The sequence below is a fragment of the Robertmurraya sp. genome (assembly GCF_036676585.1).
GTDB lineage: Bacteria > Bacillota > Bacilli > Bacillales > Cytobacillaceae > Robertmurraya_A.
The window spans coordinates 38809-55229 of sequence record NZ_JAKFCQ010000096.1 but is presented as its reverse complement, the minus strand read 5'-3'; the positions used below and the strand labels follow the sequence as shown (position 1 = coordinate 55229).

Annotated in this window: 17 protein-coding genes; 3 read left to right on the top strand and 14 right to left on the bottom strand. The window is 37.0% G+C overall.

The window, feature by feature from the left end; all coding sequences use genetic code 11:
* Nucleotides 1-75: 75 nt before the first annotated feature.
* Nucleotides 76-678 (bottom strand): YppG family protein, encoded by a 603-nt coding sequence (locus ACGLXV_RS13490; RefSeq protein WP_391559030.1) that lies wholly within the window; start codon nucleotides 676-678, stop codon nucleotides 76-78.
* Nucleotides 679-882: 204 nt separating this feature from the next.
* Between ACGLXV_RS13490 and yppF the strand changes: the two genes are divergently transcribed.
* Nucleotides 883-1074, top strand: coding sequence for a YppF family protein (gene yppF / locus ACGLXV_RS13485; RefSeq protein WP_119708910.1), 192 nt, complete (start codon nucleotides 883-885; stop codon nucleotides 1072-1074).
* A gap of 61 nt (nucleotides 1075-1135) precedes the next feature.
* On the opposite strand, the gene ACGLXV_RS13480 is transcribed toward yppF, so the two are convergent.
* The 3 genes from ACGLXV_RS13480 to ACGLXV_RS13470 all read right to left on the bottom strand — a co-directional run bounded on the left by ACGLXV_RS13480 (nucleotide 1136) and on the right by ACGLXV_RS13470 (nucleotide 3103).
* Complete coding sequence (locus ACGLXV_RS13480; RefSeq protein ID WP_391559029.1) at nucleotides 1136-1507, bottom strand: YppE family protein; 372 nt, start codon at nucleotides 1505-1507, stop codon at nucleotides 1136-1138.
* Between the two features lie 63 nt (nucleotides 1508-1570).
* A complete protein-coding gene (locus ACGLXV_RS13475) occupies nucleotides 1571-1801 on the bottom strand; it encodes a hypothetical protein (RefSeq protein WP_391559028.1) in 231 nt (76 codons plus the stop codon).
* Between the two features lie 357 nt (nucleotides 1802-2158).
* Nucleotides 2159-3103: a DUF2515 domain-containing protein gene (locus ACGLXV_RS13470; protein ID WP_391559027.1), complete on the bottom strand. Its 945-nt coding sequence runs from the start codon at nucleotides 3101-3103 to the stop codon at nucleotides 2159-2161.
* 152 nt (nucleotides 3104-3255) lie between these two features.
* Here ACGLXV_RS13470 and recU point away from each other — a divergent pair, with 152 nt between their 5' ends.
* Entirely contained in the window at nucleotides 3256-3864 is a 609-nt protein-coding gene (recU, locus tag ACGLXV_RS13465; RefSeq protein ID WP_119708913.1) for a Holliday junction resolvase RecU, read from the top strand.
* A 57-nt stretch (nucleotides 3865-3921) separates the two neighbouring features.
* Nucleotides 3922-6498 (top strand): PBP1A family penicillin-binding protein, encoded by a 2577-nt coding sequence (locus ACGLXV_RS13460; RefSeq protein WP_391559026.1) that lies wholly within the window; start codon nucleotides 3922-3924, stop codon nucleotides 6496-6498.
* Between the two features lie 13 nt (nucleotides 6499-6511).
* Here ACGLXV_RS13460 and ACGLXV_RS13455 read toward each other — a convergent pair whose 3' ends face one another.
* From ACGLXV_RS13455 to panD, 10 genes are all read right to left on the bottom strand, one after another.
* Nucleotides 6512-6850, bottom strand: a complete 339-nt coding sequence (locus ACGLXV_RS13455) for a YpoC family protein (protein WP_483880582.1) — start codon at nucleotides 6848-6850, stop codon at nucleotides 6512-6514.
* A complete protein-coding gene (gene nth / locus ACGLXV_RS13450) occupies nucleotides 6837-7505 on the bottom strand; it encodes an endonuclease III (protein ID WP_119708916.1) in 669 nt (222 codons plus the stop codon). Before nth ends, ACGLXV_RS13455 begins: the two co-directional genes overlap by 14 nt.
* A gap of 62 nt (nucleotides 7506-7567) precedes the next feature.
* The gene (locus ACGLXV_RS13445; protein ID WP_391559024.1) at nucleotides 7568-8275 is read right to left on the bottom strand and encodes a DnaD domain-containing protein; all 708 of its coding nucleotides are present in this window, start codon (nucleotides 8273-8275) and stop codon (nucleotides 7568-7570) included.
* Nucleotides 8276-8608: 333 nt separating this feature from the next.
* Nucleotides 8609-9904: an asparagine--tRNA ligase gene (asnS, locus tag ACGLXV_RS13440; protein WP_391559023.1), complete on the bottom strand. Its 1296-nt coding sequence runs from the start codon at nucleotides 9902-9904 to the stop codon at nucleotides 8609-8611.
* A 210-nt stretch (nucleotides 9905-10114) separates the two neighbouring features.
* A complete protein-coding gene (locus ACGLXV_RS13435; RefSeq protein ID WP_391559022.1) occupies nucleotides 10115-11305 on the bottom strand; it encodes a pyridoxal phosphate-dependent aminotransferase in 1191 nt (396 codons plus the stop codon).
* An 18-nt stretch (nucleotides 11306-11323) separates the two neighbouring features.
* Nucleotides 11324-11797: a cell wall elongation regulator TseB-like domain-containing protein gene (locus tag ACGLXV_RS13430; protein ID WP_391559021.1), complete on the bottom strand. Its 474-nt coding sequence runs from the start codon at nucleotides 11795-11797 to the stop codon at nucleotides 11324-11326.
* A gap of 15 nt (nucleotides 11798-11812) precedes the next feature.
* Complete coding sequence (locus ACGLXV_RS13425; protein ID WP_119708921.1) at nucleotides 11813-11983, bottom strand: YpmA family protein; 171 nt, start codon at nucleotides 11981-11983, stop codon at nucleotides 11813-11815.
* Nucleotides 11984-12161: 178 nt separating this feature from the next.
* A complete protein-coding gene (locus ACGLXV_RS13420) occupies nucleotides 12162-13016 on the bottom strand; it encodes a ComEC/Rec2 family competence protein (protein ID WP_391559020.1) in 855 nt (284 codons plus the stop codon).
* A gap of 76 nt (nucleotides 13017-13092) precedes the next feature.
* The gene (gene dinG, locus ACGLXV_RS13415) at nucleotides 13093-15891 is read right to left on the bottom strand and encodes an ATP-dependent DNA helicase DinG (RefSeq protein ID WP_391559019.1); all 2799 of its coding nucleotides are present in this window, start codon (nucleotides 15889-15891) and stop codon (nucleotides 13093-13095) included.
* Nucleotides 15892-16009: 118 nt separating this feature from the next.
* Nucleotides 16010-16393, bottom strand: coding sequence for an aspartate 1-decarboxylase (gene panD / locus ACGLXV_RS13410; protein WP_119708924.1), 384 nt, complete (start codon nucleotides 16391-16393; stop codon nucleotides 16010-16012).
* Nucleotides 16394-16421: the final 28 nt, after the last annotated feature.

Below are 16421 nucleotides of genomic sequence, written 5' to 3'. Positions count from 1 at the left end.
AAAATTCATATTATTAATGATTAAGCAGACTTTTTTCTGCTTATTTTTTTCCGTGTAAAAAGGTATAGGGCTGCCCTATACCTTAAACATTCCACCAAGACCCTTTACCATCGAAGAGACTTGGGTGACTGCATTCATCATCTGTCCAGCTGTATCAACCATTTTGTTAACGTCAAATGTTCCATCCTGTGTTTTAAAAGAGTTCATTATTGATTTCACACCAGTTGGCGGCCGTGGTATAGCAGATTGTTTAGGATAAGGGTGCGAAAATGGTTGGTTATATTGACCATATGCAAATTGATTGTGATACGATATTTCAGGTTGTTGAAGAGGATTATGAAGAACGGCTTCCGAAAGCTTATGCTTCTTTTCTTGTTGGTATGGCTGATTTCCCTGATATGGATAATCAAAACCCTGTCCCTGAAATCCTCCCCCACCGTATGGATATGCTGGGCCATAAAAGGATTCATTAGGAAAATAGTTATAACCGTTTTGTACCGGTCCTGCGTAGTTCATATTGTACATAGGAACATTCATAGGTTGTTCAAAGTAGTTGGCGTATGCCTCTGGCCGAGTATGGACTGCTTCATTTCCCCAATTATATGGATAGGCTTCATTCATCATCGGTTGTAGTTGTGGACGATTATATCTTGATCGTTTATATCTTTGACCAAACAAGGGCACACAACCTCCTTTCTTATATTCACTGCTATAATTTATGTTTCATCCGCCTATATGGTGAATAAAGAATAAATTATCTGTTATATATCACCATTTTTGTCTAACGGTGTCGGAAGTCTCAATATTTAAAAAAACATCAGTTTGTGCCTCCACATGATACGATAATAGAGAAGAAACAACCTATATAAAGGGGGAATTTAGGTGAATATTCAAGAATTAAAAAATCATTTCCAATTAATTAAAAAATACGAAGCACAAGATGCAAACGAGTTATTAGACTTTGTTAAGAAATGTTATATTTTCAATGAAATAACTACTTGTGAATACCGTAATCTTGTTTATGAACTTGAAACACTAGGTGCAAAAACCCCTGAACTTGAATCATCTATGTAAAATACATTCGTATAAATGTTAAAAAAGTAGCACCTCTCCTAAATGGCGAGTGTGCTACTTTTTATGTTTCATATTTATTTATATTTGCTCGTAAAATGGTTAAAACATATCTTACAGACTGAAGGTAGTTTATGAATCTTGTTCGACTTGTTTCAGGAAAAAAAGCTTGTACAGAAATCATTTCCATTTGTTCGGCTGCTGATTCAATTTGAGTAGCATGAAGATTTTTCGGTCGATTTTCCTCAATCCAAGACGCCGATTCCATTTTCCAGCGATCTACCACCTCTTTTACTTCGTCAGCAAATGGTTTAACTTTCGTAAAAAAGTCACCCTTCTCACCTGACATCTTCACGGAAAGAAATGTATCTTCTATTTCCTTTGTATATTCGTACAAACGTTCATTTAAATGTCCTAACATTGAATGATTATCCAAGTTGCAATGCTCCTTTATCACATATACCCCTACTATAAAGGATAAACGAGAAAATTGAAAAGTTTAAGCAGTCGTTCTCTTATGTTGTCTATCATTTGTAGACTCATTTTGGGCTAAGTTGAACTTTCCCTCTAGTATATAATAGCGGTTTTCCGTTTTCCATAAGCTTTTTTGTTGTTGCTTTAACATATCTGCTTCAATATCATCCAGTTTAAAATCAATAGATTTTTCTAGTTCCTCAAGATCGTTGTGTATTTCAGAAAGCATTTGTAAAATATCTGATTTTAGAATCATCGAACATCCCTCCAAGAATATTTTTCAGCTCTAAGTAAATCTCTTTTGTACTTATTCTTTGTCTTCTTCTAACCTCCTTCCCTTATGACAAAACTAGAAGCAATTCGCCAAAAGAAGTGTAAAATTTTTGTTCTCCCAACTAGGTTTCGACATGAATGAAAAAATGAAGGATGAAACAAACTAATCTCGGAGGTGGTAAAGAATGAAAAAGAGAAATCAAAACAATGAAAAAGAAAATACTCAACCAAAAAAGCTGGAAGAAACAAAACCTGGGTATGGAGATAAAAAGCTTGAAGGTATCGACCGTCCTTCAACGTGAATATATAAAAAGCAAGAATCTATGAAGATTCTTGCTTTTTATATACGTTTCTTCATTTGAAGTAACTTATAACACATAATACAAAAACGAAGATGTTTCTGTTTATTCAAGTACCAATGAGTCATTTCCCATGGGTGTCTGTGAGTAATCGCCGTATTGAACCATTTATTTTTCACTCGAGGGTGATTTGTCCACTCATTCGGAAGATGGATATGGTGTTTAATAACCGGGTAGGTTTCTCTTAAAACGGGGGTAGTTTCTTCCTTGTTTTTCATAAATTGTTCGTAATCATGCCTCGACCCAGTGTGTGCCGTTGTTTTCGCAAAATGAAAGACCTTCGTGAATATTTCGGGATCAAACAGAATATCAGCTAATCTTTTCCCTAAATCAATTCGGTTATCCACCTCTTGAAAACCATATACACTTGCTCCATAAAGCTCTCCATGATGAGTAGGAAATAAAACAGCACTAAAATGAAGATAATCCTGAAAAGCAAAGAGAAGTGAGTGAAACACTTTTTTATAATAGATTGGATGCTCAATCACTGGTTTTTGAATGATATTTTGCTCATTGATGATGAGTGCCGTCATCAGTCTTCTTTTATCTTTCTCCCTCCAATAATACGCCCATTCATTACTCATAAAAGACGAAACATGAAAATATCGTAATAAGTGAAACAACGGAGTATTTAGTTTCGTCGAATATTCATACAGCAACAATTGGGGGTAGGCATCCTGAAAAATTAACCAGTTCGCTCGCTCATAGGTTAAATACAATTGTTTTCTTGTTTCTGCTTCTAAAACCTGAGGAAACCACTTTCCTTCTAAGTCACACATGTTCCAGCCAGCATTTCTTGACACCATACTTGCCAAAAAGGACCAAAGAATATCCGAATGATTTAAAAAATACGTAAAATACGCATCTGTTCTTGAAATATTGTCTATATTACTCGACTCAACTTTTTGCATAATTTCTGTAACCATTTGCTGCTCATCTAAATGATTAAAGGTATTTTTGATTTCTTTTTACTCCCTTCCAATGCTATCTTACGTTATAATTCGTTAATCGGTAGTTTTTATTCACCCTATCTGGGGCCAATTTTGGTATGATAGTGTAGTTAAAGAGGTGTTAGAAAATGAATATTCATTATCCTAATGGAAGAAAGTTTATGAATCAGTTAAGCACCGGTCAAACAGTGAAGGCACGAAAGGACCCAACCTATAGCAACCGAGGAATGACGTTAGAGGAGGATTTAAACGAAACAAATGAATTTTACTTATTAAATAATATTGCCGTTATTCACAAAAAACCGACACCGGTTCAAATTGTAGAAGTAAATTATCCAAAAAGAAGTGCTGCTGTAATAAAAGAAGCCTACTTCAAGCAAGCCTCTACAACTGATTATAACGGCGTATATAAGGGAAAATACATTGATTTTGAAGCAAAGGAAACAAAAAATTCAACTTCATTCCCCTTACAAAATTTTCATGAGCACCAAATTCAGCACATGGAAAAAGTCATTCAACAAGATGGAATTTGCTTTGTTATTCTTCGTTTTTCGAGTACAGAAGAAGTATTTCTGTTAGAAGCAAAGCAATTGTTATCGTATTGGGAGCGGATGAAAGAAGGAGGTCGAAAGTCTATTACAAAAGAAGAGTTACTTTCGACTGCACATCTTATTTCACTTGGCTTTCGCCCTAGAATTGACTATATTAAGAAAATAGATTATCTATATAATCTCTAATTTTTATCTTTTTCTTAAGGGGAAGTAAGCTTTTTAGTAAGAAAGGAAGGAATCAATATGGCAGAGCAATATCAATCTAGAGAGGAGCGCCGCAAACAGTTAGAAAAACAGAAACAATCTAATAAGAAAAAAGGCAAAAAGCCTGCGAAAGGATTGTTCATGAAGATTTTTCTTATCCTTGTCGCACTTGGAATTACAGGGATTGTTGTCGGTGCTGCTACATTTGCATATATGATTAAAGACACTCCAGAGCTTGATGAAACGCTTTTAAAGGATCCCATTTCCTCCCAAGTCTTTGATATGAACGGGGAGCCTTTCACGGAAATAGGGTCTGTAAAAAGGGACTATGTAAATTATGAAGATATTCCGGAAACAGTCAGAGACGCCTTTATTGCAACGGAGGACTCTCGCTTTTTTGAACATAATGGAATTGACTTGATTCGTTTAGGTGGCGCGGTTATCGCGAACGTTACCGACGGCTTCGGCTCTGAAGGAGCTAGTACGATTACACAGCAGGTTGTAAAAAATTCATTCTTAACTCATGAAAAAACTCTTTCACGTAAAGCACAAGAAGCATGGCTCTCTTTCCAGCTAGAACAAAAGTATACGAAGGAAGAAATTTTTGAAATTTACGTAAATAAAAACTGGATGGGCAGTGGTGGACACGGTGTTGCTACAGCTGCAAGAACTTATTACGATAAAAGCTTGGATGAGCTTACATTAGATGAAGCAGCATTATTAGCTGGTTTGCCACAGAGTCCAGCAAATTATGACCCTTTTAAATATCCTGAAAATGCAAAAAAACGCAGGGATATTGTTCTCTCATTAATGAATCAACACGGCTATATTACAGAGGAAGAAATGGTAGCTGCACAATCGGTTGATGTCTCTGCTGCACTTGTACCAGAAGACAAACGTGAGACCAATGGGGAAATTGCCTATGACTCCTTTGTCGGACAGGTTATTAAAGAAATTGAAGAAAAGTATCCTGATCTTGATCCTTTTTCTGAAGGATTAAAAATTTACACAACATTAGATACAACTGCTCAACACTATGTAGAACAAATTCTAGATGGCAATGAAATTGTTGAATTCCCTGATGAAAAATTTCAAGCAGGGATTACCTTATTAGATACAAAAACGGGAGCCATTCGTGCACTCGGTGGTGGAAGAAACCAAACACAAACATTCGGATTTAACTACGCGACTGACCCTAGACGTCAGCCTGGATCGACTATTAAACCGGTTTTAGACTACGGTCCTGCCATTGAATACTTGAATTGGGGAACCTATCAGACCTTAGTGGATGAACCATACACGTATTCTAGTGGGCAAGAAATTAATAACTGGGATAACAAGCATATGGGCTCGATGACGATGAGAACAGCTCTTGCTCTTTCTCGTAACATACCTGCCTTAAAAGCAATGCAAGAAGTTGGACTTGATAAATCAAAAGAATTCGGTGCGAAACTTGGAATACCTGTTAGTGAGTTAACGGAATCATATTCCATTGGTGGATTAGGTGGAGCCGATAAAGGCGTTTCCTCCCTTCAAATGGCAGGCGCATATAGCGCATTCGGAAATAACGGCTTTTACACAGAACCATATTCCGTCGTTACGATTGAACTTCGTGATGGAACAAAGCTTGATTTAAAACCTGAAACTGAAGTGGTTATGAAAGATTATACTGCCTTCATGATCACTGATATGTTAAAGGATGTTTTAACATACGGTACGGGTTCTCGTGCAAGAGTAGACGGCCTTGCAGTCGCTGGTAAAACGGGAACGACGAACTACCCTACTGCTGAACGAGAAAAATATGGTATCCCTAATAGTGCCGTTCCTGATTCTTGGTTTGTTGGTTACACAACCAACTACACAGCAGCGGTCTGGACAGGATATGATGATCGTACGCAAAATTGGCTAACAAGTGATGAACAAAAAATCTCACAATATATTTTTAAAAACCTTATGACCCATGTATCTCAAGGGAAAGAAACTGCTGACTTTGCAGTACCTAACAGTGTAGAAAAAGTACGAATCGAAAAAGGTACGTTCCCTGCAAAGCTAGCAAGCGAATACACTCCTAATGATCAAGTAATCATTGAGTATGCAGTTAAAGGGAGTGCACCAAAACAAGTATCTAACAAATACGATAAGCCTGCAGCACCTAGTAATTTAAAAGTTACTCTTGATGAAGCGACGAAGGAACTACTTGTTACTTGGGAATACAACGGTGAAAATGCGGAAGGCGTTCAATTCCAGTTATATGGATCCTTAAATGATGGTGGAGAACAACTTCTAAACACCACTGCAGAGAAGCAAGTTCGCTTAAAAGCAGAAACACCAGGCTATTATACCTTTAAGGTAATTGCCGTTCGTGATACTCAGCTAAGTGAAGCAGCAACTACAACAATAGAAGTAATGATTCCACAAGAAGAAGAACAAGAAGTGGAAGAGGACGAAACCGAAAATGAGGATGGTACCGACGAGGGAACCACCGAAACGGGAGAAACAGACACTGATACAAATACTGGAAATACAGGCGCCGGAACTGGGAACACTGGTTCCACAACTGGAAATGGAAATACTGGTACTGGAAATACCGGCAATCAAGAAACAGGTAATAATTAATAAAAAGGCATCTTTAGAATTTTTCTAAAGATGCCTTTTTTGCGTATTGCTTTTCCAATTCTTTAAAGAGCTCTACTAATTGCTTAAAAGAGTGGAAAGAGCCCTGTCTTCCCTGGATAAAACTCAATCTTTCCTCAACATTAATGGGCTTCATTTTTAATTCTTTAAAGGAAACATTTTCAGGTATGTGTTCCATGTTATTTACTAACCATAACACTTTATGAAATAAAGATAAGCCTTTATCCATTAGCATAGCGGTGTCTTGTTTTTCTCTAATTTTAATAAGCTCCTCAATCTGTCTCTCCATGTTTTTCCACTCTAGAAATCCATTTTGAATATCATTTTTGCTCATGAACAACCAGTTGACCTTTCATTCTCTTTTTTCCTTCTCGGCATAAGTCTAATAAAGGACAGCTTAGACACTGAGGATTTTGTGCTTTGCAATGATATCGGCCAAAGAAAATCATGCGGTGGTGGGTTACTGACCACTCATCCCTCGGTACCTTTTTCATTAGTGTTTTCTCAACTTCTAATACGGAGTCCTTCCAACGACATATTGCCAGTCTTTTACTCACTCTTTCAACATGAGTATCTACCGCAATGGCTGGTATACCAAAAGCAACTGACACGACTACGTTAGCTGTTTTTCTACCAACACCAGGAAGCTTAGTTAGCTCATCGCGATCCATAGGTACTTCCCCATTGTACTCATCTAGTAGAAGCTGAGAGAGCTTTTGAATATTTTTTGCTTTATTTCGAAAGAGACCAATTGACCTGATGTCGTTTTGCAGCTCTTCAAGTGAAACTTTCAAATAATCTTCTGGAGTTTTATATTTTTCAAACAATGTTTTTGTTACCTTGTTTACAAGTACGTCGGTACATTGGGCAGATAATGCCACTGCTACCACGAGTTCAAAAGGATTTGAATGATTTAATTCACAATGCGCTTCAGGAAACATTTCTCCCATACTATCCAAACAAAATCTTATTTGCTCTTTATTCAGCATTTCATTCACTCAACTTTCAAAAAAATGTAAAAAAAATGAGAGACTATGCTCTCTTGCAAGATTTATTGTTCGAGCCAATTATAGAATGGAATAGGCTCGGTTTTATTTTCTGGTCGCTCAATTTGTTTATTTTTCGCTTGTTGTTGATGCGGCCTAAATCTTTTTCCATAATTTTTTGCCTGCTCAACCGTTTTGATTCCGTTCTTTTTCCACTCAAAAAGAATGCGATCAATATATCTGAAATTCAACTTACCTGAAATAACGGCTTCCTTTAATGCTGCCTTGATAATCACAGGGTCATGCCGATCATCATCCATCCAGAGAGCAAGGGTCTCGCACTCAAATGGCGATAATGGTCTACCAAATTCCTGTTCAAAGCAAGTGTACACATCCGTTTCAACTGTTTGTTGCTCCATAACAACTTTGGCTTTTTTCTGTTGTAAAAAAACATCCAAAAGCTTATCCCAAAGCGGATCCAGTGAGTATTTCTCAAATCGAATTCCATCGCTTGAATGCCCATCTTGAATCTCAATTAGTCCCTTTTGGATAAGTCGGCGAAGCATATCAGAGCACTGAGTACTTGTAATTGTCATTAGAGAAGATATCTCATTTGGGGTTGGAAAACTATTGCCTCTCTCGGTAAAACTATATACGTGAATTAATAATAATAATTCAAGTTCATCAATATTAAGAAGTTTATAAGAAGTTAATAATGCATTAGGGATCGTAGTATTCCCTAGTTTCATCCAATCAAGCATATTTTCTTTCATTCAAGACACCTCCCCTTTAGTATAACATGAAGTATGATGATCAGTAAGGAACTTTCAGTGATTGCCAAATATATACTAGACCAAAATAAAAGTAGGTACTAGTAAGGTGTGATTTCCGCTGCGGCTGGACGCTTTCCGCGGGCGGGGCCGAGCCGCTTCCCTCGCTACGAGGAGGCTCACCGCCCGCCCCCCGGAAAGCAAGCGCCCGGAGCGGAAATTAGCCATTTTTCCACCATCCCCTTTCAAAAAAAATGACAAAAGACAGCGAGAAAGAGTTTCTCACTGCCTTTTGTTGACAATCTGAAAGCTCGCATAAGCGAGCTTCTTCTTTGATTAAGGATATAAGCGGTTTAATAAACGTGGGAACGGAATCGTTTCTCTAACATGCTCGACGCCACTTATCCACGCTACTGTTCTTTCTAAACCAAGACCGAATCCTGAATGCGGAACAGAACCAAATTCTCTTAATTGTAAATACCATTCATAAGCTTCTAAAGCTAGTCCATGATCCGTTAAGCGTTGCTTTAAAAGCTCATAATCATGAATACGCTCTGACCCGCCGATAATTTCTCCATATCCTTCTGGAGCAATTAAATCTGCACATAAAACAACATCATCACGGTTTGGATGCGGCTGCATATAAAATGGCTTTAAAGTTGTAGGGTAATGGGTAATAAACACAGGCTTATCATAGCTCTCTGCAATCGCCGTTTCATGTGGTGCACCAAAATCATCACCCCAAGAAATATCTGTGAAGCCCTTCTCGTGTAAGAATTTAATGGCATCATCATAACTGATTCTAGGGAAAGGTGCTTGAATTTTCTCAAGCTTCTCCGTATCTCTACCTAATGTCTTTAATTCTAATTGGCAGTTCTTCAAAACAGATTGAACAATATGTGACACATACTGCTCTTGAACCTCTAAGTTTTCTTCAAACTCCACAAATGCCATTTCAGGTTCTATCATCCAAAACTCAATTAAATGTCGGCGAGTCTTTGATTTTTCTGCTCGGAAAGTAGGTCCAAATGAAAATACCTTTCCTAACGCCATAGCTGCTGCTTCCATATATAACTGTCCACTTTGTGAAAGATATGCATCCTCGTCAAAGTACTTTGTTGCAAATAATTCCGTTGTTCCCTCAGGCGCACTACCTGTTAGAATCGGAGGATCAACCTTTGCAAATCCTTGCTCATTAAAAAACTCATACGTAGCTCGAATAATTTCATTACGGATCTTCATCACCGCATGCTGACGCTTAGAACGTAACCAAAGATGTCTATTATCCATTAAGAATTCTGTTCCATGTTCCTTTGGTGTAATTGGATAATCAACCGATTGATGAATCACATCAATTCCTTTTACTTGCAGCTCGAACCCGAATGGAGAACGCTCATCTTTTTGTACCGTTCCTATCACATATACAGAAGATTCTTGCGTGATTCCTTTTGCTTGCTGAAATACTTCTTCAGCTACTTCTGCTTTTACAACAACACCCTGAATAAAGCCTGTCCCATCGCGAAGCTGAAGGAAAGCTATTTTTCCACTAGAACGCTTATTAGCAATCCAAGCGCCTATTTTAACATCTTCTCCAACATATTTGTGAACTTGTGAAATAGTTGTTTTATTCACGACAATTCCCTCCAAAAAATCTAAAAAGAAGCTAAAAGTATGTATAAAATATTTGTTTATAACACCTATAAGTAAGTATCAACTTCTCTTTAACAGTTTAAACTTCCTTTGAATGCGTAAAGTCCCATCTCATTATACAATTCGAAATATAGACTATCAAGTTTATATCAAAGAAAAAACAGAATGCCTAGGCACTCTGTTTTCACTATATTAGGCCATTTTACTTTCTACGAAGGTTTTCATACGTTTAATAGCTTCTTCTAACTGGTTTAATGACGTCGCATAAGATAGGCGAATATTATCAGGTGTTCCGAAGCCAGAACCAGGAACAACGGCAACCTTTGCCTCCTCAAGTAAGCCTTCCACAAATCCATCTACTGAATCATACCCACAGGCTTGAGCCGCTTTGCTTGCATTTGGGTATAGATAAAATGCACCTTGCGGCTTCACACATGTAAAGCCTGGGATTTGTAATAGCTGTTCAAAAATAATGTTTAAGCGCTCTTCAAAAGCCTTTTTCATTTCAGCAACAGGTTCCTGTGAACCGTTATATGCCGCAATTGCCCCAAATTGAGCAGTTGTCGTAGGGTTTGAAGTACTATGACTAGCAAGATTGGTCATAGCAGCAATAATTTCACGATTTCCTGCTGCGTATCCAATTCTCCATCCTGTCATGGAATGTGACTTTGACACTCCATTAATGATGATCGTTTGTTCTTTTAATTCAGGAGATAATTGAGCAATAGAAACATGTTTACTTTCTCCATAAACAAGCTTTTCATAAATCTCGTCAGAAACGATTAATACATTTTTTTGCAAACAAATTTGACCTAGCTCGAATAGTTCCTTCTCTGTATACAACATTCCCGTTGGATTACTTGGAGAATTGATAATTACCGCCTTTGTCTTTTCTGTAATGGCGTCAGACAATTGAGCAGGTGTAATTTTAAACTCATTTTCTTCTAGTCCATCGATATAAACTGGTTGTCCTCCAGCTAACTTTACTTGTTCAGGGTAACTTACCCAATAAGGAGTTGGGATGATGACTTCATCCCCCTCATCTAAGATTACTTGAAAAAGTGTATAAAGAGCGTGTTTGGCTCCATTTGTAACAATGATTTCTTTTGCTGTATAGTCAATGCCTTGATCTTCTTTAAACTTTGTCGCAATCGCGGCTAAAAGCTTTGGCAATCCTGCAGAAGGTGTATACTTTGTGTGACCCTCATTCATTGATGCAACAGCTGCATCAATGATATGCTGTGGCGTATTAAAATCTGGCTCCCCAGCACCTAATCCAATCACATCATGGCCTTCTTCCTTTAATGCTTTTGCCTTTGCAGTAATTGCTAAAGTTGTCGATGGTGTTAATGCCTTTACTCTTTTCGCTAATGCAAATCCCATTTTCTTTGCCTCCAAAATTTATAAGTTCTTTATTTCTCTAACTTCTTCCCCTGTTTCAAAATCAATGTAGAAGTAGTTAATCTTATCGTTGTTTGAGCGATAGTAAATTTCCCATAGTGGGTTGTTCTTTTCCATCCCTAAACGAACATCTATAATTTGGTTGGGAGATACTTCATTAGATAAAGTATTAATAGCTTCAGACTTTGTGATTCCATCTTCTGCGGGTAAAACCACAATTTTTCCACCTTTTTCAGGAATCCAAGCAATCAGCTTTTCCCCTTCTTTGTTGCTACCTTGAACAACATAATACGCATTCGATCCATGGTATAGCGAAAATTCCGTAATATCAGTTATTTCCGTTTCTTCCTTAGCGATTGCTGTAGCACGACTTTCCGCGTCAGCAATTGGCTCAGTTGCGTTTAAATATATTTTAATCGTAATTCCGATGAGGATAATTACTCCAATTATTGCAATCCAAAACCACTTCTTCATGAATTTAGCACCACTTTATGTACGATAAATAGTAAATACTGCTTTTGAGTTATCTTGTTGATCTAGAGCTAGACCGAACATTAAATTCTCTCTTTTTAACGTCCGATTTAAGGCATCGACCACCTTATAAAGGTCTGATGTATACTCAACCTTTACAGTTGACAATACCTCTATTTTACTTTCCACTACATCTTTCACTCCATTCTCTAATATTTGTTAGCAATAGCTTTTTCAGAAAAGGTTACAATATATTTAAGCAACTGCTTATTTCTTATCAAACATTATAACAGCTTTTGAGCGATTGATATTAAATTTTTTTCTAGTTCACACACAATTTTCCCGCGCTGTATGAGCGCGGACTTTTTTATTCCTCTGACTTTGAAATAGATATGATTTCATAGTTCGTAGGAGTGAATTTAATTGTTAAAATTCCATGCATTTTTGTGTAATGAACATCAAGCCATATATCTTGAAGTAGCTTTAATATATCCTGATGGGGAGCTATATGCTTAGATTGAAATATAACAGCCAATTGTGGATCCATATGTCTTAATAATTTTTCATTTATGGAATTCTCCATTGCAAATTGTGGGATTTTGACGATATTTACATTTGAAAGATCATACTTTAACAACGTACGATTTGATTCCTCGGTCATTGATGTAAGAATGAGAAATCGGCTACTCTTATATGTAAAAGAAAGGTCCAAGCCTTCTTCTTTAGAAGCACCATTGTATAAAACTTCTGCTTCAAGATTTTGGACAAGCATTTGCTTTGTACCCTGAGTCCAAAGATGTATTCCAATATCCTGAATCTCGTTACTTCCCGTTTTTATCGTTTCTATTTTTTCTGCTATAGACTTGCTTGTGATGACCTGCTTTACATCATAAAATTCAGTAAGCATATTCAAATTACCAACATACCCTTCTTCCGGGCTTGTCAAGAAGATGGTTGAAATATGACTGACCTTATATAGCTTCAATACGCGCTTTAATTCTTCCTCTGTATCTTGATGACCTGTATTAATTAAGATATGTTCTCCTTGCCCATTTTGGATTAGTGTTGCTTCCCCATTTGTTAAAGGCAAAAATGTAACGGCTAATTCATCTTCTTTTAAGTTCAAGTCAATGCTTTCTACTTCAGCAGGTACAAACGGAGAATCCGCAGGTATGTAATACCAATTCGCTAAAATCATGCAGATCGTAAAAATAATACTCATATTCGTCCCCCCTAATACTCTAAATTTTAGTTTGTGATGTTTAAGAAAATTTATCCATTTAGAGGGGACCTGTTATTTAAAGCCATTCTTCTATTACGGTTAACATTTCATTAATGTCTAATGTTTTTACTGGAACAGTAGGAATCGATTTTAAAAAGGCTTTCCCATATGTGGTTGTCACAATTCTTCGATCAAAAATAATAACAAACCCTCTGTCCGTCTTCTTCCTAATTAACCTTCCAAAACCTTGTTTAAATCGTAATACTGCTTCAGGTAATGAATGCTTTGAAAAAGGATTTTGACCTTTCGCTTGTATTAATTCTCCTTTTGCTTCCGCAATCGGGTCGTCTGGAGGTGTGAAAGGCAATCGAACGATAATCAGGCAACTTAGAGCTTCCCCTGGTATATCAATCCCTTCCCAGAAACTGCTTGTTCCTAATAAGATTGATTTTTCAAACCGTTGAAAATTTCTCGTCAGTCTCGATCTACTTCCGCTTGTAATTCCTTGAGCAAATAGAACATAGTCATCTAATAGACCACTTTCTTTGATTAGATCATATGTCTTCTTTAACATATCATACGAAGTAAAGAGTATCAGCATTCTTCCCTTTGTTGCTTCTGCAATAGAGATAATGTGTTCAGTAATTGCTGCCACATAATCTGATAAAGGTACCTTATTTATTTCCGGTAAATCTTCCGGTATTAATACTTGGACCTGTTCCTTATAGGCAAAAGGAGAAGGAATTTGAAGGGTACTACAATTCTCTTTCCCTATCCCTAGTGAATCTAAAACATAATCAAATGATTGGTTTACTGTCATAGTAGCAGATGTAAGTACCGCACTTTTTTTCTTATCAAAAAAATGTTCCTTTAAAAATTCAGAAATAATTACAGGTTGAGAATAGATAGACGTTAAATTTTGCGTTGCTCTTCCATCCATTTCAATCCAGGTAACATGTGAAGGTAGAGGATGAATAATGAGATTCTTCATTTGGTTTCGAATCTGTTCAATCTCCTCTAAGAACGATATTACTTCATTCATAGTAATTTTTTGATGATAATCAAGCGTAAGTTGTTGGCTTTTTACGAGCTCCACCCATTTACATACGGTCTCATGTAAATCCTTCAATAAAAACTGACATCGCTCCGCAGAAGCAACCGCCGAGTGCCATTCTTTAGCCGATTCATCATGGGTCACTCTTTTAATCAATCTTTGGTTTCCTTTTTTTGCGTTCTTTTTTACAAATAACGCAATTGCTCTAAATAAGTCGTCTAATTCAAACTGAAGTTCAACGATCATTTCATTTATTTGAAAAGAGTGTAAGAGTTGATCGTCGTCTTCAATAGGCAATTTCTTAAAGATTTGCTCTAATTCATAGAAGGTTTGTCTCTGATCGGTACTACCAAACTGACTTATAAGCATTCTTATTGATAAATAATCAATGGACTGATTAAAACTCTTACCAACTGCTTTTTCGAAATGATGAGCTTCATCGATAATGACAAATTCAAAAGGAGGAAGGATACTATTTTCTGCATTCAAGTCAGCCATTAACAATGAGTGATTTGTAATAATAATTTTTGCATCATTTACCCGTTGTCTAGTGAGAAAATAGAAATCGTGAGATAGCCATGAACGATCCTTCACGAAGGACGAACTATCATTTTTTATACGATTCCAGTAAAGAAGACCTCCACTTGATAAGTTCAGTTCCTCGTAATCACCTGTTATTGTTTGTGTGAGCCATACTAAGATTTGCATCTTTGTTAAGCTTGTGTCGTAATTATCTTCCTCTTCGTATAAGGATTGGTGAAACTTTTCTAGGCTTATATAATGGTGTCTCCCCTTTAAGAGTACTACTTCTAGAGGGAAGTCTACCATTTTTTTTAGCAATGGAATATCTTTTGTTAGCAATTGTTCTTGAAGTTGTGTCGTGTACGTACTTACCACGATTTTATGATTTGTGTTGTTAGCAAATATCGCTGCTGGTAACAAATAAGCCAATGATTTTCCGACCCCTGTTCCAGCTTCGATCAGAGCATGACGCTCCTCTTTAAATGCTGAATACACATGGTCGAGCATTTGAACCTGTCCATCTCGCTTCTCATAATCCTTAAATGCCTTTTGAAACATTGCTTCTTTTTCTTCGGTCGTGCTCGGATAGATTCCATCTGCAAGATGTTGTATCTCTTCTAACTCTTCCTTCTTCCTCAAAACAAGACCTTGAAATATTTCCAGTCCTTCAGGCATCATGTCTCTTGTGCAAGACTTTCCTAGTACATACTCATCTAGCAACAAGGAGATGTCACTTTTTAAGCCCCCAGCGAGTTTTAAGAGTTGTCTTAAAGTGAGTTCCGGAAGATCCTTTAACAATTTAATTAAAATGAGGAAAAGCTCAGCTGTTACATATGCATCACTATCTGCCTGATGTGGGCGATCATGTGCTAGTCCCTCTTGAATCGAAAGGTCGGTTAATTTAAAGCTATCAGCAGTAGGAAAGACAACCCTCGAAAGCTCAACTGTATCAATAACTGGTCCAAAAAATCCTTCATACCCTGATTGAATTAACTCTTCCTGAAGAAAAGAAAGGTCAAATAAAACATTATGAGCGACAAAAAAAGCACCATCTAATAATTGTAAAATTTTCGGTGCTATCTCAGAGAAGGTTGGCGCGTCCTTTAACATGTCATTATTAAGACCAGTCAACTCCTCGATAAAAAGAGGGATGGGTTTATCTGAACTTACCAAAGAAGAAAACGTTTCTTTAATTTCGCCGTTTTCCACCACTACAGCGGCAAATTGAATAATTTTATCCCCTTTTTTCGGTGAATTTCCTGTGGTTTCTAAATCTACTACTACAAAACGATTTGTCATTCGTCACACCTCGAACATTCATTCAATCAAACGGTAACACAAATTAGCCAAAAGAAAAAGTAGAAGCCATTGATTGAATGGAATATGGCTATGAAAAAACCCCCTTTGGAAGGGGGAATTATCGTATCGTTCTTTCTGGTTCCGCATGAAGTAATTCTACAATTTGATTTTGCTCATTCATAATGGCTACTTTCGGTTCGTGGGAGGCAACCTTATCTTCTGCAACTAATGCGTATGAGATAATGATGACTACGTCTCCTTCTTGGACTAATCGTGCTGCTGCTCCATTTAAGCAAACAACACCGCTACCTCTTGTCCCAGGAATAATATATGTTTCAAATCTAGCTCCATTATTATTATTCACAATTTGTACTTTTTCATTAGCAACCATACCTACAGCATCTAAAATATCTGTATCAATGGTAATGCTTCCTACATAATTTAAATTCGCTTCCGTAACTCTTGCGCGATGGATTTTTCCGTTCATCATCGTACGAAACATAGTCATTTCTCCTCTCCTTCTTCTCGTT

What these genes read in the sequence shown, in the direction of transcription:
- ACGLXV_RS13460 (WP_391559026.1), top strand. Translation starts at nt 3,922, where the DNA reads ATGGCAGAGCAATATCAATCTAGAGAGGAGCGCCGCAAACAGTTAGAA.
- ACGLXV_RS13470 (WP_391559027.1), bottom strand. Translation starts at nt 3,103, where the DNA reads ATGGTTACAGAAATTATGCAAAAAGTTGAGTCGAGTAATATAGACAAT.
- ACGLXV_RS13445 (WP_391559024.1), bottom strand. Translation starts at nt 8,275, where the DNA reads ATGAAAGAAAATATGCTTGATTGGATGAAACTAGGGAATACTACGATC.
- ACGLXV_RS13435 (WP_391559022.1), bottom strand. Translation starts at nt 11,305, where the DNA reads ATGGGATTTGCATTAGCGAAAAGAGTAAAGGCATTAACACCATCGACA.
- ACGLXV_RS13430 (WP_391559021.1), bottom strand. Translation starts at nt 11,797, where the DNA reads ATGAAGAAGTGGTTTTGGATTGCAATAATTGGAGTAATTATCCTCATC.
- ACGLXV_RS13420 (WP_391559020.1), bottom strand. Translation starts at nt 13,016, where the DNA reads ATGAGTATTATTTTTACGATCTGCATGATTTTAGCGAATTGGTATTAC.
- recU (WP_119708913.1), top strand. Translation starts at nt 3,256, where the DNA reads ATGAATATTCATTATCCTAATGGAAGAAAGTTTATGAATCAGTTAAGC.
- panD (WP_119708924.1), bottom strand. Translation starts at nt 16,393, where the DNA reads ATGTTTCGTACGATGATGAACGGAAAAATCCATCGCGCAAGAGTTACG.
- nth (WP_119708916.1), bottom strand. Translation starts at nt 7,505, where the DNA reads ATGCTGAATAAAGAGCAAATAAGATTTTGTTTGGATAGTATGGGAGAA.
- ACGLXV_RS13475 (WP_391559028.1), bottom strand. Translation starts at nt 1,801, where the DNA reads ATGATTCTAAAATCAGATATTTTACAAATGCTTTCTGAAATACACAAC.
- dinG (WP_391559019.1), bottom strand. Translation starts at nt 15,891, where the DNA reads ATGACAAATCGTTTTGTAGTAGTAGATTTAGAAACCACAGGAAATTCA.
- ACGLXV_RS13455 (WP_483880582.1), bottom strand. Translation starts at nt 6,850, where the DNA reads ATGAGCAAAAATGATATTCAAAATGGATTTCTAGAGTGGAAAAACATG.